General features: G+C 65.9%; 24 protein-coding genes. 17 read left to right on the forward strand and 7 right to left on the reverse strand.

The window, feature by feature from the left end; genetic code table 11:
• Positions 1 to 93 precede the first annotated feature (93 nt).
• The 4 genes from ACFOOL_RS01400 (at position 94) to ACFOOL_RS01415 (ending at position 2,534) form a co-directional block, all read left to right on the forward strand.
• A complete protein-coding gene (locus ACFOOL_RS01400; RefSeq protein ID WP_380094195.1) occupies positions 94 to 1,167 on the forward strand; it encodes a 3-deoxy-7-phosphoheptulonate synthase in 1,074 nt (357 codons plus the stop codon).
• A gap of 104 nt (positions 1,168 to 1,271) precedes the next feature.
• Positions 1,272 to 1,838: a CDP-diacylglycerol--glycerol-3-phosphate 3-phosphatidyltransferase gene (pgsA, locus tag ACFOOL_RS01405; RefSeq protein ID WP_380094197.1), complete on the forward strand. Its 567-nt coding sequence runs from the start codon at positions 1,272 to 1,274 to the stop codon at positions 1,836 to 1,838.
• Positions 1,835 to 2,086 carry a MoaD/ThiS family protein gene (locus tag ACFOOL_RS01410; protein WP_380094199.1) on the forward strand — a complete coding sequence of 84 codons (252 nt, stop codon included), beginning with the start codon at positions 1,835 to 1,837 and terminating at the stop codon, positions 2,084 to 2,086. The genes pgsA and ACFOOL_RS01410 overlap by 4 nt, the downstream gene beginning before the upstream one ends.
• A 1-nt stretch (position 2,087) precedes the next feature.
• Entirely contained in the window at positions 2,088 to 2,534 is a 447-nt protein-coding gene (locus tag ACFOOL_RS01415; RefSeq protein ID WP_380094200.1) for a molybdenum cofactor biosynthesis protein MoaE, read from the forward strand.
• A 74-nt stretch (positions 2,535 to 2,608) separates the two neighbouring features.
• Here the strand turns inward: ACFOOL_RS01415 and ACFOOL_RS01420 are convergent, their stop codons facing one another.
• Positions 2,609 to 3,499, reverse strand: coding sequence for a branched-chain amino acid aminotransferase (locus ACFOOL_RS01420; protein WP_380094201.1), 891 nt, complete (start codon positions 3,497 to 3,499; stop codon positions 2,609 to 2,611).
• 217 nt (positions 3,500 to 3,716) lie between these two features.
• Here ACFOOL_RS01420 and ACFOOL_RS01425 point away from each other — a divergent pair, with 217 nt between their 5' ends.
• Together ACFOOL_RS01425 and ACFOOL_RS01430 are read left to right on the forward strand one after the other, a co-directional pair.
• On the forward strand, positions 3,717 to 4,154 hold the full coding sequence (locus tag ACFOOL_RS01425; protein ID WP_380095890.1) for a MarR family winged helix-turn-helix transcriptional regulator: 438 nt from the start codon (positions 3,717 to 3,719) through the stop codon (positions 4,152 to 4,154).
• 123 nt (positions 4,155 to 4,277) lie between these two features.
• Complete coding sequence (locus tag ACFOOL_RS01430) at positions 4,278 to 4,751, forward strand: hypothetical protein (RefSeq protein WP_380094203.1); 474 nt, start codon at positions 4,278 to 4,280, stop codon at positions 4,749 to 4,751.
• Positions 4,752 to 4,774: 23 nt separating this feature from the next.
• Here the strand turns inward: ACFOOL_RS01430 and proC are convergent, their stop codons facing one another.
• The 4 genes from proC to ACFOOL_RS01450 all read right to left on the reverse strand — a co-directional run bounded on the left by proC (position 4,775) and on the right by ACFOOL_RS01450 (position 7,165).
• Complete coding sequence (proC, locus tag ACFOOL_RS01435; protein ID WP_380094205.1) at positions 4,775 to 5,596, reverse strand: pyrroline-5-carboxylate reductase; 822 nt, start codon at positions 5,594 to 5,596, stop codon at positions 4,775 to 4,777.
• Entirely contained in the window at positions 5,596 to 6,096 is a 501-nt protein-coding gene (locus tag ACFOOL_RS01440; RefSeq protein ID WP_380094207.1) for a type III secretion system chaperone family protein, read from the reverse strand. The genes proC and ACFOOL_RS01440 overlap by 1 nt, the downstream gene beginning before the upstream one ends.
• A 278-nt stretch (positions 6,097 to 6,374) precedes the next feature.
• The gene (locus tag ACFOOL_RS01445) at positions 6,375 to 6,626 is read right to left on the reverse strand and encodes an accessory factor UbiK family protein (RefSeq protein WP_380094209.1); all 252 of its coding nucleotides are present in this window, start codon (positions 6,624 to 6,626) and stop codon (positions 6,375 to 6,377) included.
• Positions 6,627 to 6,703: 77 nt separating this feature from the next.
• Positions 6,704 to 7,165 carry an NUDIX hydrolase gene (locus ACFOOL_RS01450; protein WP_380094211.1) on the reverse strand — a complete coding sequence of 154 codons (462 nt, stop codon included), beginning with the start codon at positions 7,163 to 7,165 and terminating at the stop codon, positions 6,704 to 6,706.
• A 173-nt stretch (positions 7,166 to 7,338) separates the two neighbouring features.
• Between ACFOOL_RS01450 and lgt the strand changes: the two genes are divergently transcribed.
• From lgt to pth, 7 genes are all read left to right on the forward strand, one after another.
• Positions 7,339 to 8,163: a prolipoprotein diacylglyceryl transferase gene (lgt, locus tag ACFOOL_RS01455; protein ID WP_380094213.1), complete on the forward strand. Its 825-nt coding sequence runs from the start codon at positions 7,339 to 7,341 to the stop codon at positions 8,161 to 8,163.
• A gap of 42 nt (positions 8,164 to 8,205) precedes the next feature.
• Entirely contained in the window at positions 8,206 to 9,285 is a 1,080-nt protein-coding gene (locus ACFOOL_RS01460; protein ID WP_380094215.1) for a class I SAM-dependent methyltransferase, read from the forward strand.
• Complete coding sequence (gene pgeF / locus ACFOOL_RS01465; protein WP_380094216.1) at positions 9,282 to 10,046, forward strand: peptidoglycan editing factor PgeF; 765 nt, start codon at positions 9,282 to 9,284, stop codon at positions 10,044 to 10,046. The genes ACFOOL_RS01460 and pgeF overlap by 4 nt, the downstream gene beginning before the upstream one ends.
• Positions 10,047 to 10,155: 109 nt before the next feature.
• Positions 10,156 to 11,088, forward strand: coding sequence for a ribose-phosphate pyrophosphokinase (locus tag ACFOOL_RS01470; protein WP_380094218.1), 933 nt, complete (start codon positions 10,156 to 10,158; stop codon positions 11,086 to 11,088).
• 90 nt (positions 11,089 to 11,178) lie between these two features.
• Positions 11,179 to 11,535 (forward strand): hypothetical protein, encoded by a 357-nt coding sequence (locus tag ACFOOL_RS01475; protein WP_380094219.1) that lies wholly within the window; start codon positions 11,179 to 11,181, stop codon positions 11,533 to 11,535.
• Positions 11,536 to 11,676: 141 nt separating this feature from the next.
• On the forward strand, positions 11,677 to 12,297 hold the full coding sequence (locus ACFOOL_RS01480) for a 50S ribosomal protein L25/general stress protein Ctc (RefSeq protein ID WP_380094221.1): 621 nt from the start codon (positions 11,677 to 11,679) through the stop codon (positions 12,295 to 12,297).
• 70 nt (positions 12,298 to 12,367) lie between these two features.
• On the forward strand, positions 12,368 to 13,075 hold the full coding sequence (gene pth / locus ACFOOL_RS01485; protein WP_380094223.1) for an aminoacyl-tRNA hydrolase: 708 nt from the start codon (positions 12,368 to 12,370) through the stop codon (positions 13,073 to 13,075).
• 681 nt (positions 13,076 to 13,756) lie between these two features.
• On the opposite strand, the gene melA is transcribed toward pth, so the two are convergent.
• On the reverse strand, positions 13,757 to 15,103 hold the full coding sequence (gene melA, locus ACFOOL_RS01490; protein ID WP_380094224.1) for an alpha-glucosidase/alpha-galactosidase: 1,347 nt from the start codon (positions 15,101 to 15,103) through the stop codon (positions 13,757 to 13,759).
• Positions 15,104 to 15,775: 672 nt separating this feature from the next.
• The gene (gene ychF / locus ACFOOL_RS01495) at positions 15,776 to 16,873 is read right to left on the reverse strand and encodes a redox-regulated ATPase YchF (RefSeq protein WP_380094227.1); all 1,098 of its coding nucleotides are present in this window, start codon (positions 16,871 to 16,873) and stop codon (positions 15,776 to 15,778) included.
• 162 nt (positions 16,874 to 17,035) lie between these two features.
• Between ychF and ACFOOL_RS01500 the strand changes: the two genes are divergently transcribed.
• The 4 genes from ACFOOL_RS01500 to ACFOOL_RS01515 all read left to right on the forward strand — a co-directional run bounded on the left by ACFOOL_RS01500 (position 17,036) and on the right by ACFOOL_RS01515 (position 19,597).
• The gene (locus ACFOOL_RS01500) at positions 17,036 to 17,515 is read left to right on the forward strand and encodes a MaoC family dehydratase (protein WP_380094229.1); all 480 of its coding nucleotides are present in this window, start codon (positions 17,036 to 17,038) and stop codon (positions 17,513 to 17,515) included.
• Complete coding sequence (locus tag ACFOOL_RS01505) at positions 17,512 to 18,069, forward strand: MaoC/PaaZ C-terminal domain-containing protein (RefSeq protein ID WP_380094231.1); 558 nt, start codon at positions 17,512 to 17,514, stop codon at positions 18,067 to 18,069. Before ACFOOL_RS01500 ends, ACFOOL_RS01505 begins: the two co-directional genes overlap by 4 nt.
• 31 nt (positions 18,070 to 18,100) lie before the next feature.
• The gene (locus ACFOOL_RS01510; protein ID WP_380094233.1) at positions 18,101 to 18,445 is read left to right on the forward strand and encodes a hypothetical protein; all 345 of its coding nucleotides are present in this window, start codon (positions 18,101 to 18,103) and stop codon (positions 18,443 to 18,445) included.
• A 138-nt stretch (positions 18,446 to 18,583) separates the two neighbouring features.
• Positions 18,584 to 19,597 carry a TerC family protein gene (locus ACFOOL_RS01515; RefSeq protein WP_380094234.1) on the forward strand — a complete coding sequence of 338 codons (1,014 nt, stop codon included), beginning with the start codon at positions 18,584 to 18,586 and terminating at the stop codon, positions 19,595 to 19,597.
• Positions 19,598 to 19,628 lie beyond the last annotated feature (31 nt).

Consider the following 19,628-nt stretch of genomic DNA (forward strand, 5'->3'; position numbering starts at 1 on the left):
CCCTACCGACCAGACCAAACCGCAAGCCAGCCGCCCGACTTTCGAGGCGGCTTTTTTCTTGGCCGTCTCCCAACCAGAGACGAGACCCAGGAAATGCTCAAATCCACAGACGACCTGCGCATCACCGAAATCAAACCGCTGCCCACGGCCATCGAGGTCATGCGGGAGCATCCACGCACCGATACGGCCACCCGCACCGTCCTCGCCGCCCGCCATGCCTTCCATAATATTCTGACCGGCCAGGACGATCGCCTGGCCGTTATCGTCGGCCCCTGCTCCATCCACGATCCCGTCGCCGCCATGGACTACGCCCGCCGCCTCGCCCCGCTGCGCGAGCGCCTGGGCGACCGGCTGGAAATCGTCATGCGCGTCTATTTCGAAAAGCCCCGCACCACCGTGGGCTGGAAGGGCCTCATCAACGATCCCGATCTCGACGGCAGCTTCAACATCACCCAGGGGCTGCACGCCGCCCGCGCCCTGCTGCTCGATGTCGCCAATCTCGGCCTGCCCGCGGCCTGCGAATTCCTCGACATGACCACGCCGCAATATATCGCCGATCTCGTCAGTTGGGCCGCCATCGGGGCGCGCACCACCGAAAGCCAGGTGCATCGCGAGCTGGCGTCGGGCCTGTCCTGCCCGGTGGGCTTCAAGAACGGTACCGACGGCAATGTGAAGATCGCGCTCGACGCCGTGCTGTCCGCCACCCAGCCGCATCATTTCATGGCCGTCACCAAGGATGGCCGCTCCGCCATTGCCGGCACCACCGGCAACCAGGATTGCCACATCATCCTGCGCGGCGGAAAGACCACCAATTACGACGCCGAAAGCGTCGATGCAGCCGCCAAGGCCGCCGAGAAATCCGGCCTCGCCCCCGCCATCATGATCGACGCCAGCCACGCCAATTCCGCCAAGAAACCGGAGAACCAGCCGCAGGTCCTGGCCGAGATCGGCGCCCAGATCGCAGCCGGCGACACGCGCATCATCGGCGTGATGATCGAATCCAACCTCGTTGCCGGACGGCAGGATCTCGTTCCCGGCCGGGAACTGGTCTACGGCCAGTCGATCACCGATGGCTGCATCGACTGGGATACGACGGTAGCGGCCCTCACGGCCCTCGCCGAAACCGTCGGACAGCGCCGCTCCGCCACCAAGAAGGCGGTGGCCTGATCGCGATATGGGATGGACCGCTCCGGCCTTTCCGGGGCGGCCCCTATCGTCCGGCACCAAAACATCGCCTTGACCCTCCGCTTCCGTTCCTGTTCTCTCCCGCCATGAACCGGAACCCGCTGCTGCTCGTCCCCAATATCCTCACCGTCGCCCGCATCCTGGCGATCATCCCCATCGTCGCGCTGGTGATGCAGGGCGATACCGCCATGCGCCTCGTCGCGCTCGCCCTCTATATCCTGGCCGCCGCCAGCGACTGGGTCGACGGCTATCTCGCCCGCGCCTGGGACCAGTATTCGGATCTGGGCCGCATGCTGGACCCCATCGCCGACAAGCTCGTGGTGGGCATCCTCATCGCCGCCCTCGCCTGGGACGGGAGCCTGACCGCCTGGGACATGGTGCCGGCCTCCGCCATCCTGTTCCGGGAATTCTTCGTTTCGGGGCTGCGCGAATTCCTCGGCAACCGTACCGTCGTCCTGCCCGTCAGCCCCTTGGCCAAGTGGAAAACCACGATCCAACTGGTGGCGCTGGCGGTGGTCCTGGCGGAACCGCTGCTGCCCGGCGTCGGCCTCGTCTCGGACGCGGTGCTATGGGTGGCCGGCGCCATCACGCTCTGGACCGGCTGGGCCTATCTGCGCGCGTCCTGGCCGCATCTTTCGGGCGTGGGCGAATGAAGGTCCTTTATTTCGCCTGGCTGCGCGAGCGCCTCAACCGCAGCAGTGACGAAGTCGCCCCGCCGCCCGACGTCGTGACCCTGGCCGATCTCGTCGCCTGGCTGCGCGCCCGCGACGAGGCCCTCGACCTGGCCATGGACGATCCCACGATCTTCAAGCTCTCGCGCGACGCCCGTATCGTGCCCTGGGATACCCCGCTCGCCGGCGCCCGGACCGTCGCCATCCTTCCGCCCATGACCGGCGGCTGACATGATCCGCATCACCCCCGACCCTTTCGATCCCGGCCTCGAGGCGAACCGCTTCCAGGCCGCTCATGCGGGCGCCGGGGCCATGGTCGGCTTCACCGGCATCGTGCGCTCGTCGCCCGAGGCTCCGATCACCGCCCTCGTGCTCGAATGCTATGCGGAACTGGCCGAGAACGAGATCGGCATCATGCGCGAAAACGCCATTGCCCGCTTCGGCCTCATCGACGCGGCGGTCATCCACCGGCATGGCCGGCTCCTGCCCGGCGAGACCATCATGAGCGTGATGACGCTGGCGCCCCGCCGCCATGCCGCTTTCGAGGGCGCCCAATATCTCATGGACTACCTCAAGACCGGCGCCCCGTTCTGGAAGCGGGAGGAGACGTCCGCCGGCCTGCGCTGGGTCGAGGCCCGCGCCGAAGACGACGAGGCGCGGGCGCGCTGGATGGAATAAGCCACCTGCCCGGCAAAGCAAAAGGGCCGGGTCTTCGAGACCCGGCCCTGTCTATATCCGTCGCCTGGGCGAACCTATTCCGCCGCCGCCCGCTTGGGCTGCACCGCCGCCGTATAGGCGTCGATCAGCGTCCGGCAGCCTTCCCCGGGGGTGAAGGCATGATCGCCGATCAGCGACACCGGCGTCACTTCCGCCGCCGTACCGGTGAGGAAGCATTCGTCGAACTGCGCCAGTTCCTCGGGCAGGATATGCCGCTCGGTGACGGTGAAGCCGTTTTCCCGGGCCAGATCGATCACCGTCTGGCGCGTGATACCGTTGAGGAAGCAGTCCGGCGTCGGGGTGGTGATTTCCCTGCCCTTGATGAAGAAGACGTTGGCGCCCGTGGCTTCCGCCACATAGCCGCGATAATCCAGCATCAGCGCATCGGCAAAGCCGTTGGCCATCGCCGCGTCCTTGGAGAGCGTGCAGATCATGTAAAGACCCGCCGCCTTGGCCGAGGAGGGAATGGTTTCCGGGCTGGGACGCTTCCACTTGCTCCATTCGAGGCGGATGCCCTTGAGCTTTTCCTCCACCGAGAAATAGCTCGGCCACACCCAGGCCGCGATGGCCACATGCACCTTGTTGTTGCGCGCCGGCACCGACAATTCTTCCGAACCGCGCCAGGCCACCGGCCGCACATAGGCGTCCACCAGGCCGTTCTTTTCCAGCACCAGCCGCTTGGCGGCCTCGATCTCGTCGACCGTATAGGGGAACGGCATGTCCAGCATCGCGGCGGAGCGGATCAGGCGCTCGCTATGGTCGCGTGACCGGAAGATCTCTCCGCCATAGGCCCGCTCGCCCTCGAATACGGAACTGGCGTAATGCAGCCCGTGCGTCAGCACGTGCAGCTTTGCGTCCTTCCAGGGTTTGAGTTCACCGTCAAACCAGATCCAGCCATCGCGCTGGTCCATCGGCACGCCTGCCATAGTTCGTCTCCGAAAACCTGTTCTTTTCCGCCGTCTTTTGCGGAATGGTCGTTCGCGGCAATCATGCCTCAGGGCCTGACCCTTGGCAAACCGGAATGGCTCTGGGATAAGACAAAACGACGGCGGTGATGGGGTAAGAATGCCAGCGGACTCCAAAAATGTCAACAAGGCTGACATAAATTCCATTGTGAACGAAACACACCTGCCCCTGGACATTATGGGGCTGCTGTTTTTCGCCTATCGCGACTTCACCGGGGTGGCCGACGCGCTGCTGGAGCGGCAGGGCTTCGGGCGCGCCCACCACCGCGTGCTCTACTTCGTCAACCTGCGGCCGGGCATGCCGGTGGCCGACCTGCTCGACATTCTCAAGATCACCAAGCAGAGCCTCGCCCGGGTGCTGCGCCAACTTGTGGACAGTGGTTATATCGAGCAGCGCACCGGCCACGCCGACCGGCGGCAGCGCCTGCTCCATGCCACCGACAAGGGGCGGCAGCTCTTCGCCGCGCTTTCGGCTACCCAGGCCAGTCGCATCGACGCCTCCATCGACGCGCTGCCGCCCGGGGCCGCCCGCATGGTCCGGCTTTTCCTCGTCGGCATGGTCGACCCCAGCGATCGCGTCGTGCTCGACCGGCTCAACCTCACCATCAACATCTAGACCCGGCGCACCGGGGCGGATTGCCTCGCTCTCCGGCCCCGCCTATGCTGCGAGGAAAGCGGAGCGGGGAGGCGGTCCGGTTTGAATTTCCCTGCTGGACAGGATCGGGAGGAACGATCGGAATTGCTCCGCCGGCTGGACGATGCCCGGCAACTGGCGGAATCCGGTCAGACGGATCAGGCCGTGTACCGCTATCGGGTGCTGCTCCGCCAGCCGTCCATGGCACCCTTTCCCGATATCAGGACCCAGGCCATGCTGAGCCTTGCCACCTTGCTGTTGCAGGAAGCCCGGCCCAGCTCGCCCACCTCCATCCTGCTGGACGAGGCCATCAAGCTGTTTACAGGGGCCCGCGCCGGGCGGTCGATAGCGGATCAGACCCTCGAGACGGCCATCGCCGATACCAATCTGGCGTTGGCCTATTGCCGCCGCTTCGAACGCTCCGACAACCGCACCGACCTGCTCGTCGCCCATCTGACGCTCGACGATGCCGAAGCCGTCATGCTCCGCGCTGGCGCCACCGAAACCCTCGACTGGCTGCATTCCGTTCGCGCGCTGCTGCTCGATCTCGCATCCCGCCACCGCCGGGCGGCACGATAGTTCGCCGGCGCCGGGCCGGCCGGTCAGCCCTGGCCCAGCTCCTCGCTGCGCCGCCGCGCCGCGCCGACCGCCCGCTCCATCAGCGGGGTCAGACCGTCCGCCGCCATCAGCACCTCCAGCGCCGCCGCCGTGGTGCCCTGGGGCGACGTCACGTTCTGCCGCAGCACGGAAACGGGCGTGGGGTCGGCCTCCATCAGCGCCGCCGCGCCGATCACCGTCTGCCGCGCCAGCCGCATGGCCACGGCCTCGTCCAGCCCCTGCGCCATCCCGGCCGCGGCCAGCGCCTCGACCAGGTTGAACACATAGGCCGGCCCCGAGCCCGACACCGCCGTCACCGCATCGAGATCGCCTTCCCTGTCGAACCAGGCCACCTGCCCGGCCGCCGCCAGCAGCGCATCCACGGCAGCGCGGTCTTGCGCATCGATATCGGGACCGGCGACCGCCCCGGTCATGCCCTTGCCGATCCGGGCAGGCGTATTGGGCATGGTGCGCACCACGCGCCCGGTGCCCAGACCCTGCGACAGCCGCGCAAGGGAAATTCCCGCCGCGATGGAGAGCACCACGGTCTGCGGCCCCGTCACCGGCAATAGCCCTTCCATCACCGTATCGACGATCTGCGGCTTGACCGCCAGCACCAGGACATTGGGCTGCAGCCCCACCGCCTGCGCATGAACGACGAGGCCGAAATCCTCCGCCAGCTCCCGGGCCGCGTCCCCGGGCATGGGATCGACCAGAACCAGATTGCCCGGCGGCAATCCGCCATCCAGCCAGCCGCGCGCCAGCGCCACTCCCATCTGGCCGGCGCCGACCAGCATGACCGGCCCGATCCCGCGCAGATCGGCCATCAGGCTTCACCCACCGTTTCGAACATCACATGGCTCAGCGCGTCGGCGGCCGACTTTCCGGCCCAGACCACGAACTGGAATGCCTGATAGTAAAGATCGCAACTGTCCGTGGCCGAGCGCAGCAGCGCCTCGCATTGCTGCGGCGAGACATCGGCACCACCGGTCAGCAGGTGCGAATTGCGGAACAGCACCACGCCTTCCTTGTTCCAGATATCGAAATGACCGATCCAGAGCTGCTCGTTGATGAGGCCGATCAGCTGCTTGATTTCGCTCCGCCGCGCCTCAGGCACCTTGAGATCGAAGGCGCAGGCGATATGCAGGCTTTCCAGATCTTCCATCCAGTTGAACGAGACGTGATAGTCGCTCCAGCCGCCGCGCACGGAGATGGAAATCTCGTCGGCGTCCTGTCGCTCGAACGTCCAGTCGTTGATCGAAGCGATATGCTCGACCAGGTCCACGGGATGGGACGTCCGGTCGGGCTCGAATTCAATCAGGGACATGCAGGTCCGTCCTCGCAAAGGCGTTGGTCGTCCGCTCGGCCATGGGCCGGCGCTGTTCGGATACGCTGGAGGAACTATCCCGCCGCAACGGCGACGCTCGAATCGTCCTCCTGCACAAACCCTACACCGCGCCATCGATTCCGGGGACGCGGGCGGACAGGCGGACGCCATTCTCTTGTGGATGATGATTGCGACCCAAGGATTAACGGGAGGTTAACGCCGCCCGGCCGAAGCGTGCCGGAACGGATCACAATCGATAGGCAGGATGGGCCGCCGGCTCAGGTGGCGGGCTTGTCGCCCCGCAGCGCGGCGATTTCCTTGCGCAGCGCGTCGATTTCCTCGCCCTGCACCTGCACCAGTTCGCGCAGCGCGTCGAAATCCTCGCGCTTGACCAGTTCCATGTCGTTGACGATGCGCTGGGCCTGGGCCTTCACCACGGTCTCGACCTCGCGGCGCACCCCATCGGCCACGCCCGCCGCCTCGTTCATCAGGCGTCCCAGATCGTCGAAAATCCTGTTGCTCTGGCTCATGGCGCATCCGTCCCGCAATTGCTGCTCGTTGGCGATATGTAGGGCAAGGCACCCGGCTTGACCAGTGCCAAGGCCGCTCAGTGCTGCACCAGCCCCCCGACCTTCACGGCAGCGACATGGCCGGTCGGCGGCTTTTCCCGCGCCAGTTCGATGCCGATATCGACCAGCGACGAGCGGGGCAGAAGCGCCACTGCGTCCAGTGCAATCCAGACCGCCTCGGCGGTCGCCCCGTTCGGCTCGGGCCGCAACCGTCCGCCGGTGATGCGGACCTGGTAGTAAATGCCCACATTGTGATGCTCCGGCTGGCCCGAAACCATGCGTTCGGCCGCGGGGACCACCCTCGAATCGACGCCCAGCAGCCGCTCGACCGCCGCGTCATGGCCCGTTTCTTCGGCAAATTCGCGGATCACCGCGTCGATCGGGTCTTCCCCGTGTTCGACCCTGCCGCCGGGAAGCGACCAGATATCGGACGGCTGGCGGACGAGCAGCACTGCTCCGTGCGCGATGGAAACCGCATAAGCCGCCAGCCTGAAACTCATTGCTCATTCCTCCCGGGCCGACCGGATGCGGGCGATTTTCGGGCCGCACTCCTAGCGATGGAGACGCCATCGTGCAAGTTTGGGTTGAGCCGGATGCCGGGCGGAGGGTATGGCCTGCACGATGCTGCCTTATTTCGCGGGCACATCCGGCCAAACCCGTGGAGAATTCGCGCGTGCCCTTTCCCGATATCGATCCCGTCGCCTTCGCCATCGGCCCCTTCGCGGTGCGCTGGTATGCGCTGGCCTATCTGTTCGGGGTGCTGCTCGGCGCCGGCTATGGCTATCTGCTGCTGCGCAACGAGCGCCTCTGGCATCGCGGCGCCCCGCCCTTTCCCGCCAAGGACGTCTGGGATTTCGCCTTCTGGGCCATGCTCGCCATCGTCGTCGGCGGCCGGGCCTTCTACGTGCTGTTCTACAACCTGCCCTATTACAGCCAGAACCCGCTGGAGATCTTCAATACGTTGGATGGCGGCATGTCCTACCACGGGGGCATGGCCGGGCTGATGCTGGCGGCGATCCTGTTCACCCGCTCCAGGGGCGGCAACTGGCTCTCCTCGCTCGACCTGCTCGGCGCCGTGGCCACCATCGGCATTTTCCTCGGGCGCCTGGCCAATTTCATCAATGCCGAACTCTACGGCGCCCCCACCGACGCCCCCTGGGGCGTGGTCTTTCCCACCGATCCCCTGCAGGTGGCGCGCCATCCCAGCCAGCTCTACGAAGCCGTGCTCGAGGGCCTGGTGCTGTTCCTCGTCATCCGCATCGCCACCCACGTCCTATACGCCCTGCGCAAGCCCGGCCTCGTCGCCGGCATTTTCGCCATCGGCTATGCCCTGGCCCGGATCCTGGTGGAGTTCGTCCGCCTGCCCGATATCCAGCTCGGCTATCTGTATGGCGGCTGGCTCACCATGGGCCAGGTGCTGAGCCTGCCCATCCTGCTGGGGGGCCTGATCCTGGTGATCCACGCAGCGAGCCGGCGCGAAAACCCCTTGCGGCCCTGATGAAAGACCTTAGCGGCATTTGCCGGAAGTGAGACCGCCACCGTGAACGACGCACTGAGCCTCGACCAGCAGATCGACCTGCAGATCCGCACCTCGGGACCGATTTCGGTCGCCACCTATATGGGCCTTTGCCTGACCCATCCGTCCAAGGGCTATTACCGCGCTGCCGACCCGCTGGGCGCGAACGGCGACTTCATCACCGCGCCGGAAATCTCGCAGATGTTCGGGGAGCTCATCGGCTTCTTCCTCGTCAATCTCTGGCAGCAGATGAACGAGCCGAAAGCCTTCACCCTGCTGGAGCTGGGACCCGGACGCGGCACGCTCATGGCCGATTTGCTGCGTGCCGCCACCCGCGCCCCCGGCTTCCGCGATGCGATGCGCCTCGCCCTTTTCGAGACCAGCCCGCCCCTGATGGCGGAGCAGAAGCGGAACCTGGCGGCTTATGGGCCGAAATGGCTGGAGAATTTCGACGCATTCGAAGACGGCCCTGTGCTCATCGTCGCCAATGAGTTCTTCGACGCCCTGCCCATCCGCCAGTTCATCCGCAAGGCGGATGGCTGGCACGAGCGCCAGATCGGCCTGGTCGACGGCAAGCGCAGCTTCGGCCTCTCGCCCACCGCCATTCCCCCCGGCTCCATGCCCGACGCGGTCGCCGACGCCCCGACCGACACCATGCTGGAAGTCTGTTTCGCCGGCGCCGAGGTGATGTCGCGCCTGGCCGCCATCGTCGCGCGGCAGGGCGGCGCCATCCTCGCCCTCGACTACGGCTATGCGGCCACGCGGACCGGCGACACGCTGCAGGGCGTCCGCCGCCACGCCTTTGCCGACGTGCTCGAAGCGCCGGGCGAGACCGATCTCTCGGCTCATGTCGATTTCGGCGCCCTCGCCAATGTCGCCCGCGCCGCCGGCCTCGCCGTCGAGCCGCTGGCCACGCAGGGCCAGTTCCTCACCCGCCTCGGCATCGGCGAGCGCGCCGCTGCCCTCGCCCGTGCCAATCCGGGTTCCGCCGAGGAGGTCCGGGCCGCCCACGACCGGCTGGTGGGCCAGGAGCAGATGGGCGAGTTGTTCAAGGCGTTCTGCGCGCACAGCCCGGGCCTCGCGCCGGCCGGTTTCGCGCCATGACTGCCTGCGAGACCGCCCCCGCCCTCGCTGCCATCCCGGCCATCCGCCACGGCTTTTTCGGCCGGAGCGGCGGAGTCTCGACGGGCGACTTCGCCGGGCTCAACGTCTCCTGGTCCGTGGGGGACGACCCGCTCGTGGTCGAACAGAACCGGCGGCGGGTCGAGGAGGCGATCGGCGCGGGCAAGCTGGTCATCCTCAGACAGGTTCATTCCGCCAGGGTCGAAACCGTCACCGGCCCGGTCGATCCGTCGAGCCGCGAGGCCGACGCCATGGTCACGGCGACGCCCGGCCTCGCCCTGGCCATCCTCACCGCCGACTGCACCCCCATCCTTTTCGCCGATCCGGCGGCCGGCGTGATCGGCGCCGCCCATGCCGGCTGGCGCGGCGCCGTCGACGGGGTCGTGGGCAATGTCGTCGCCGCCATGACCGCGCTCGGCGCCGATCCCGCCCGGATCCGCGCCGCCTACGGGCCCACCATCTCCGGGCCCAATTACGAGGTGGGCGAGGGCTTCAAGCGGGATTTCCTCGCCCTTCATCCCGATGGCGGGCGGCATTTCCATACGCCGCCCGGCGGCCAGCCGCATTTCGACCTGCCCGGCTTCGTCGAGGCCCGGCTGCGCGCCGCCGGCGTCACCACTATCGAGCGGGTCGGCGCCTGCACCTATGCCCATCCCGAGCGCTATTTTTCCCATCGCCACGCCACCCATCGGGGCACGCGAACCGGCCGACAGATCGCCGTCATCGGATTGACACAGGTTTAATTTACCCATCGGCCGAAAGTGACATTGCGACTTCCGGCCCGACTCGCTAAAGCTGCCCGCGAAACTGGTAGGTCCTCTCCCCGGACCGGTTGAGACAGGATCGCGCCCCATGAAGCTGGTGACCGGCAACTCCAATCGTCCGCTGGCCCAGGCAATCGCCGGCTATCTCGAACTCCCGCTAACCGACTGCACCGTCAAGCGCTTCGCCGACATGGAAGTCTATGTCGAGGTGCACGAGAACGTGCGCGGCGAGGACGTATTCGTCGTCCAGTCGACCAGCTATCCGGCCAATGACAATCTCATGGAGCTGCTGATCATCACCGATGCGCTGCGCCGCTCCTCGGCCCGCCGCATCACCGCCGTCCTGCCCTATTTCGGCTATGCCCGCCAGGACCGCAAATCGGCGCCCCGCACCCCGATTTCCGCCAAGCTGGTGTCCAACCTGATCACCGAGGCCGGCGCCAACCGCGTCCTGACGCTGGACCTGCATGCCGCCCAGATCCAGGGCTTCTTCGACATTCCAACCGACAATCTCACCGCCGCCCCGGTTATGGTGCGCGACATTCGCGACAATTACGACGTCCGGAACGTCATGGTGGTCTCCCCCGATGTCGGCGGCGTGGTGCGGGCCCGCAACGTGGCCGAGCGCATCGGCGCCAGCCTCGCCATCGTCGACAAGCGCCGCCCCCGCGCCGGCGTCTCGGAGGTGATGAACATCATCGGCGACGTCGAGGGCCAGGCCTGCATCCTCATCGACGATATCGTCGATTCGGGGGGCACGCTGGTCAATGCCGCCGAAGCGCTGCTGGAGGCCGGCGCCAAGGAAGTGTCCGCCTATATCACCCATGGCGTCCTCTCCGAGGGCGCGGCCGAGCGCGTCGCCGCCAGCAAGCTCAAGGAACTGGTGGTGACCGATTCCATCCTCGAGACCGATGCCACCCGCGACGCGCCCAATATCAGGCGCATGAGCATCGCCCCGCTGATCGGGGAAGCCATCGCCCGCACCGCCAGCGAGCAGAGCGTTTCGAGCCTGTTCGACTGAAATTCCCGCATCGGAGCCGTCCGAAAACCGCTTCGCCCTTTTCGGTCCGATGCTCTATCCTCCCGCCGCGCACGATGCGAGGAGGATGACATGCCCCGTTTTCTGGCCCTTTACATGGGCACGCAGGACGCCGAGGTCCAGCGCCGCTGGAACCGGCTGCCCGAGGCCGAAAAGGCCGAGCGCAGCCAGCTTGCCATGCAGGCCTGGGGCGATTGGGCCGAACGGCACCGCGAGGCGATCCTCGACATGGGCGCCCCGCTGGGCCGGACGCTCCTCGCCCATCCGGGCGGCATCGAGCCCATGAGCAATGCCGTGGCCGCCTATGTCATCGTCGAGGCCCCGACGCACGCGGCGGCGGCGGCGATGTTCGAGAACCATCCCCATTTCGGCATTTTCCCCGGCACCGGCGTCGAGATCATGGAATGCCTGCCCCTGCCGGGGGCCTGACGGCGAAAGCCCGCGGCAAATACTTGCCCGGTGCCCGGCTTTCCTTTATATCCCGCCGCCATGAAGCGCTCGTCACCCCTGGAGGACGGGCGCGTATGCCGTTGAAGGAATGGCATACACCAACCCAGAATGGATGATTCCATGGCTGCCAACAAAGTGCTCAAGGCACAGGCGCGTGAGGGAGTGGGCAAGGGGGCCGCTCGCGAACTGCGTCGTCAGGGACGTGTTCCCGCCGTTATCTATGGTGACAAGAAGTCCCCCGTCACCGTCTCCGTCGCCTTCAACGAGGCGCTCAAGCATATCTATGCCGGCGGTTTCAAGTCGACGATCCTCGACCTCGACGTCGATGGCACCGTTCACAAGGTGATCCCGCGCGACTACCAGCTCGACGTGGTCAAGGGGCAGCCGCTCCATATCGACTTCCTGCGCATCTCGGGCAATGCCCGGCTCAACGTGGACGTTCGCGTGGACTTCATCAACGAAGAGCAGAGCCCCGGCCTCAAGCGCGGCGGCACGCTCAACGTTGTGCGCCACAGCGTGGAAATCAACGTTCCGGCCAACGCCATTCCCGAATCCCTCATCGTCGATCTCACCGGCACCGAAATCGGCGATTCCGTTCACATCTCGGCCGTCGCCCTGCAGGATGACGCCAGGCCGGTGATCACCGATCGCGACTTCACCATCGCCACCATCGTCGCTCCCTCGGGCCTCAAGTCCGCCGATGCCGCCGGTGAAGACGAAGAGGAAGCCGCCGAGGAGTGATCCTGCCGGCACTGCAAAGCGTTTCGAGGCGGCCCCGTGGCCGCCTCACTCATTTGGGAGGCTCGTCATCATGAAACTGCTGGTCGGCCTGGGCAATCCCGGCGCCCAATATGCCGGAAACCGTCACAATATCGGCTTCATGGCCATTGACGCCATCGCCTCGGCCCATGGCATATCGGGCTGGAAAGCCAAGCATGCCGGCCTTCTGGCCGAGGGCAGCATCGGCGGCGAGCGGGTGCTGCTGCTCAAGCCCCAGACCTATATGAACCGTTCCGGCGACAGTGTGCAGCAGGTCGCCCGCTTCTTCAAGATCCCGGTCTCCGACATCGTCGTCTTCTACGACGAGCTCGATCTGGCGCCCGGCAAGGTGCGGATCAAGACCGGCGGCGGCAATGGCGGCCATAACGGCCTGCGCTCCATCGACCCCCAGATCGGCCGCGCCTACAAGCGTGTGCGCCTGGGCATCGGCCATCCCGGCAAGGAATACGTCACGCCCCACGTGCTCGGCGACTTCGCCAAGGCCGACGCGGACTGGCTGCGGAAGCTGCTCGACGAGATCGGCCGCCAGGCGCCGCTCCTGCTCGCGGGCGACGACAGCGGCTTCATGAACAAGCTGGCCCTGGCGATGCAGGGCGCGGACGACCCCAAGCCAGCCGACCCGCCCAAGGGCCAAAGCCATATCAGGCAGGCCCGGCCCGGCCGGCCCCGGGCCGACATTCCCAAGACCGGCCCCATGGCGGCCATGCTGGGCAAGCTCTTCGGCAAGGACGAGAAATAGGGCCTTTCACTGTCAAGCGGATCAGCGCTTTCTTGCTCCCCTCCCCCTTGAGGGGAGGGGTCGGGGGTGGGGGTCCTTCGGTGCTCCGCCAAACCCATCCCCTCCCCAACCCTCCCCTCAAGGGGGAGGGAGCGCTGGTCGCCGATTCCGTCAAAACATGAAAGCCTCTAGGGCCGCCGGTCTCCGGACGTGCCTATTTGCCGCCCGGCCTTTGGCTTTGCGGTTTCACGGATAACGGTAACGGGCGGCCTTTGGCTCTTTCCTGTTTACTACGCTGGGAGCCAAGGGCCGCCCGCTACGGGACACGGATTTTCCACGGGTCCGGATTCAGGCGGTACCGTTATTGCAGGTCCGGCTGCCGAGCTTCTACCCGCGTAGAGAGGCGCCCCTCTCCCCGGCCTCCCCGCCCGGCCCTGCGTGGGGGCCGCGTAATGGCGGGGATGGAGGAATGATAGGCGCGGGCGCAGCGGCGGGGATAGATTTTTTGGGGGGGATACTGCGAGCATCAAGCGTGTGGCGGGAGCCCCTCACCTCAGAACCACCCTTCTCCCCCTGAGGAAGAAGGAGCCCCGAAGGGGCGGATGAGGGGTTTCCTGACAGCCCGCCATTCGAGCGAAGCTCTCATGGCCTCGGGCATTCAAATCTCTCCACCGGAGAGATTTGCAGGACGCTAGGCGTCCGTCATGCCCGAGCCCATTCGGGCAGCCATTCTCCGTGGGCGGCGATGAGGTCGTCGACGAGGTTCCAGATCTGGTCGAGATCGAGCTCGGCGGCGGTGTGCGGGTCCATCATGGCGGCGTGATAGATGTGCTCGCGCTTCTCGTCCACCAGCGCCCGCACGGTCAGCTCCTGCACATTGACATTGGTGCGGATGAGGGCGGTGAGTTGGGGCGGCAGATCGCCGATGAAGGTGGGCTGCAGGCCGTTCTCGTCGACGAGGCACGGCACCTCCACCGCCGCCGCATCGGGCAGCGAGGTGATGACCCCGTTATTGCGCTGGTTGCCGTAGACGACCGAGGGCTCGCCGGTCCAGACCGAATTGACGATGGAACTGGCATATTCCTTCGAGGGCTTCACCACGATCTGCTCGGCGGTGCGGTACTCCTGCGAGGTCTTTTTCCAGTTCTCGATCTGCTCGATGCAGCGCCGTGGATATTCATCGAGCGGAATGCCGAATTTTTCGATCAGGTCCTCGCGCCCCTCCTTGATGAAATAGGGCGTGTATTCGGCGAAATGCTCGGAGCTTTCGGTGACGAAATAGCCCAGCCGCGTCATCATCTCGTAGCGCACCTTGTTGGGGCAGCGCGGGTTCCAACCCGGCTTGGGCGCCCGGCCCTCGCGATAGGCGCGATGCAGCTCGGGATAAAGATCCCTGTAGGAGCCGTCCGGCAGGCGCTGCTCGAAATTGAGATAGAACGCCATGTGGTTGATGCCGGCCGAGCGGTAGCGGAGCTGCTCGTAGGGAATGTCGAGGTCGTTGGCCAGCTCCATGGCCGTGCCCTGCACCGAATGGCACAGCCCCACCTGGCGGATTGCGGGATATTTTTCCGCGATCGCCCAGGTGTTGATGGCCATCGGGTTGACATATTGCAGCATGATCGCATCGGGCGCGACCGCCAGCAGGTCCTCGCAGATGCTCCACAGATGCGGCACGGTCCTCAGGCCGCGCATGATCCCGCCCACCCCCAGCGTGTCGGCGATGGTCTGGCGCAGATTGTATTTCCGGGGCACCTCGAAATCGATCACGGTCGAAGGCTCGTAGCCGCCGATCTGGAAGCACACGACGACGAAATCGGTGCCTTCCAGCGCCCGGCGCTGATCGGAATAGCTTTCCACCCGCGCCGGCACGCCCAGCGTGGCGATCAGCTTGCCGGCGATGACCTCGCTTTCCTCGAGACGCTGCGGATTGATGTCCATCAGCCGGATCGTGGCGCCGCTGAGCGCCGGACGCTGCAATATGTCGCCCACGATGTTCTTCATGAACACCGCCGAACCGGCACCGATAAAGGTGATCTTGGGATTTGCCATGCGGGGAATGCTCCGAAAACGCGCCGCTGGCCGAAAAGCCAGCCCGGCAGCCCCTCAGCCGCCATGGCCTATGCTTAGCGCCTGCCAGCGGCGTGGCAATCCGGGATGGAAGGTGAGTTTTTCGGATTTCTAAGATGTCCGCCTTCCGGAGGCACATGCGGCGGCCGGCTTTGCGCCGATAGCGCGATCGGCGCGGTGTGGCGGCAAGGTGGATGACGAAGGAGGAAGCGGCGGTGCTCCCTCCCTTGAGGGGAGGGGGTGGCTCTGCGGAGCACCGGAGGACCCCCACCCCCGACCCCTCCCCTCAAGGGGGAGGGGAGCAGAAAGGCGCTGATTCCGTTTGTAATGGAAGATTCTGGGCGTTCTTCCCGCCGGGTCGTTCCTGGGGAAGAGGCGAGGCCATAGAACCGGAATTTCGCGGCGGGCCGCCGGTCGGCGCCATTCGAGCGCAGCTCTCATGGCCTTAGGACCTGAAATCGCTCCACTGGAGCGATTTCGCGGCGGGCCGCCGGTCGGCGCCATTCGAGCCTAGCTCTCATGGCCTTAGGACCTGAAATCGCTCCACTGGAGCGATTTCGCGGCGGGCCGCCGGTCTGCCATTCGAGCATAGCTCTCATGGCCTTAGGACCTGAAATCGCTCCACTGGAGCGATTTCGCGGCGGGCCGCCGGTCCTAAGTATTGAATTTGAAGAGCATGACGTCGCCGTCGCGGACGACGTAATCCTTGCCTTCGTCGCGCGCCTTGCCGGCTTCCTTGGCGCCCTGCTCGCCCCCGAGCGCGACGAAATCATCGAAGGCGATGGTCTGGGCGCGGATGAAGCCGCGCTCGAAATCGGTGTGGATGACGCCGGCCGCCTGCGGGGCGCGGTCGCCCTGGTGAATGGTCCAGGCCCGAGTCTCCTTGGGGCCGACGGTGAAATAGGTCTGCAGGTTTAAAAGCTCGTAGGCGGCGCGGATCAGCCGGTCGAGGCCGGGCTGGTCGAGGCCCAGCGATTCGAGATATTCGGCCTGCTCCTCGTCGGGCAATTGCGCCAGCTGGCTTTCGATCTCGGCGGAAATGACCACGACGCCGGCATCATTGGCCCTGGCATAGTCCTCGACCTTGCGGCTGAGGGCATTGCCGGTGGCGGCGGAAGCCTCGTCGACATTGCACACATAAAGCGCCGGCTTGCTGGTGAGCAATTGCAGCTCGCGGAAGGCCTTTTCCTCCTCCGCCTCGCGCTGGACGAAGCGCGCCGAACGCCCCTCGCGCAGGACCGCAATGGCCCGATCCACCAGATCCAGCGTGACCTTGGCGTCCTTGTCGCCCTGCTTGGCCTTCTTCTCGACGCCGGCCCGGCGCTTTTCGAGGCTTTCCAAGTCCGCCAGCATCAATTCGGTCTCCACCACCTCGGCATCGGCCAGCGGATCGACCCGGTTGGCGACGTGGATGACGTTGGGGTCCTCGAAACAGCGCAGCACATAGGCGATGGCGTCGGTCTCGCGGATATTGGCCAGGAACTGATTGCCCAGCCCCTCGCCCTGCGAGGCGCCCTTCACCAGGCCAGCAATGTCGACGAAACTCATCCGCGCCGGCAATATGGCCTGTGACTTGCCGATGGCGGCCAGCTTCTCCAGGCGCGGATCGGGCACCGAGACCTCCCCCACATTCGGCTCGATGGTGCAGAAGGGGAAATTGGCCGCCTGCGCCGCCGCGGTCCGCGTCAAAGCGTTGAAAAGCGTCGACTTGCCCACATTGGGCAGGCCGACGATGCCCATCTTGAAACCCATGGATAACTCCGGAAATCTTTGGGCTCCAATTGGGTCGGATCGCCGCCGATGTCAATGCGGGCCGGCCGCACGCCCGCCCGGAACGGCAGGCCGGAAGCGCCGGCAATCTTGCCCTCCCCCGCCGGCCATGCGACAAAGCGTATTGACGTATAGGGCAGCGCAATGACCAATCCTGTCACAAAAACCCGGCGCCATTTCGAGGACCTCGCCCTGGGCGAGACCATCGATCTGGGACGCACCACCGTCAGCAGGGACACGATCGTCTCCTTCGCCCGCGAATTCGATCCGCTGCCGTTCCACCTGGACGAAAAGGCCGCGCGCGACAGCCTGCTAGGAGGGCTCGCCGCCAGCGGCTGGCATACCGGCGCGCTGACCCTGCGCATGCTGGTGGACCGGTTCCTGTCGCATATTGCCGCCTGCGGGGGGCTGGGCTTCGAGAACCTGCGGTGGAAGGCGCCCGTGCTCGTCGGCGACACCATCGGCGGCACCGCCACCATCGTCGAGCTGCGCCGCTCGTCCAGCCATCCGCATTGGGGCATCGTCAAGCTCGATTTCCGCATCGCCAATCAGGACGACAGGCCGGTGATGACCATGCGGCTGGCCAATCTGGTGGAATGCCGCACGGCCGAGGCCGCTCCATGACCCGCTGGTTCGAGGAGATCGTCATCGGCGAGCCGGTCAGCCTGGGCAGCCACAGCTTCACCGCCGAGGAGATCATGCGCTTCGCCGAGCGCTACGATCCGCAATATTTCCACCTCGATCCGGAACTGGCCCGCCACAGCCATTTCGGCGGCCTCGTCGCCTCGGGCTGGCACACCGTGTCCGTGGGGCACCGCAAGATGGTGGATGCGCTGTCCGCCGAAGAGGAACGCCTGCGGGCCCTGGGGCAGGAGCCGGGCGTCAGCGGCCCTTCGCCCGGCGTCAATGCCATGGAATTCAAGGCGCCGGTACGCCCGGGCGACACGGTCAGCTACGAGCTGACGGTCACCGGCAAGCGCAAATCCAACTCCCTTCCCGGCTGGGGCCTGCTGTTCAACCGGCTCACCGCCACCAACCAGCACGGCAGGCTGGTCTATCGCGCCGATCTCGTCGCCTTTTCAAAACTGCGTGATTACCGCCCGCCATTGCGGCTGCGCCTCCTCGCCGTGCTGGCCAGGATGCCGCTCATCGGCCCGCGCCTCAAGCGCGGGGCTTGAAACCGCGCCCACCCATCGGCACTCTGCCCGCATGCGCCGATTCGCCCTCTGCCTCGCCCTCACCGCCCTTTCCGCCGCGCCCGCCCTGGCTCAGGCCTATCAGGGCAATTGGAGCTGCCGCGACGCCACCGCCGAGCGCGCCGGCATCCTGACCGTTTACGGCCAGGTCTATGGCTGGGCCTCCCGCAAGGCGGGCGACCCCAGCTCCGGCACCGGCAATTTGACTCCCTATCAGGACGGCGTGGGCTTCAATGACGGCAATCTGCGCGCCAGTGCCGGCATCCAGGCCGGCCGCATGCTCGACGACCCCATCCACGGCATCGCCCTGCAACTGGAAACCGGCGACGCCATCGTCATGCTGTGCAATCCGCGCTGAGGCGTTTTCCGGCGGGGGGTTGAACTTTCGACCGCTTTCACGCATTTACAGAGGGCAGCGCCGGGCCCCTCTGGTCGTAGCCCCTTGCTATGATGATGTCGGAGCTGCTCCAGCTATTCACATGGAGAAGGTCCGGCGATGGAATCGCTTCTTGCCGCCCTGACGGGCGATTTTCTTGGTACTCCCGTATTTTTCTGGGTCGCGTTCATCACGATCGTCATCGGTCTGCTGGTCTTCGACCTGGGCATCCTGCATCGCGACGAACATGAGATCGAAGCCAAAGAGAGCCTGCTGCTCTACGGTTTCTACGTGCTTACCGCCCTGGCCTTCGGCGCCTGGGTCTGGGTCCAGCGCGGCGCCACCGCCGGGCTGGAATTTTTCACCGGCTATCTGATCGAGCAATCGCTGGCGATGGACAACATGTTCGTCATCGCCACCATCTTCGCCTTCCTGGGCATTCCCCGGCTCTACCAGCACCGCGTGCTGTTCTGGGGCATTCTGGGCGTCATCGCCTTCCGCGCCATCCTGATCGGCGTCGGCGCGGCGCTGGTCTATCAGTTCAACTGGATCCTGTTCGTCTTCGGGGCCTTCCTCGTCATCACCGGCATCCGCATGTTCTCGCAGCGGGACGAGGCGCCCGACTTCGAGGACAACAAGATACTGCAATTCCTGCGGAAACGCTTCCGCATCACCGACACGCTGCGCGGCCGGCAATTCCTCGTCCGCGAGCCCGACCCGCACACCGGCCGCATCGTCACCTGGCTGACCCCCCTCGCCGTGGCGCTGATCATGGTGGAGTTCGTCGACCTGATCTTTGCGGTGGATTCGGTGCCGGCGGTCTTCGCGGTCACCCAGGACACCTTCATCATCTACACCTCCAACATCTTCGCCATTCTGGGCCTGCGCGCCCTCTATTTCGCCCTGGCCGCGGCCATGAACCGCTTCCGCTACCTGCAGGTCTCGCTGGCGGTCATCCTGGTGCTCATCGGCATCAAGATCTTCCTCGTGCCGCTGGGCATCCATATCGACACCCTGCTCTCGCTGGTGGTGACGCTGGCGATCCTGGCCGGGGGCGTGCTCTATTCGCTGTGGAAGACGCGCCGGGAGCCCAGCATGGGACCCGGGGACGAGGCGGCCAGGAGCCGTTCCTAATCCTCGAACGGGGAAATATCGGGCGGGCCGG

The sequence above is a fragment of the Devosia honganensis genome, from assembly GCF_042648785.1.
GTDB classification, from domain to species: Bacteria; Pseudomonadota; Alphaproteobacteria; order Rhizobiales; family Devosiaceae; genus Devosia; species Devosia honganensis.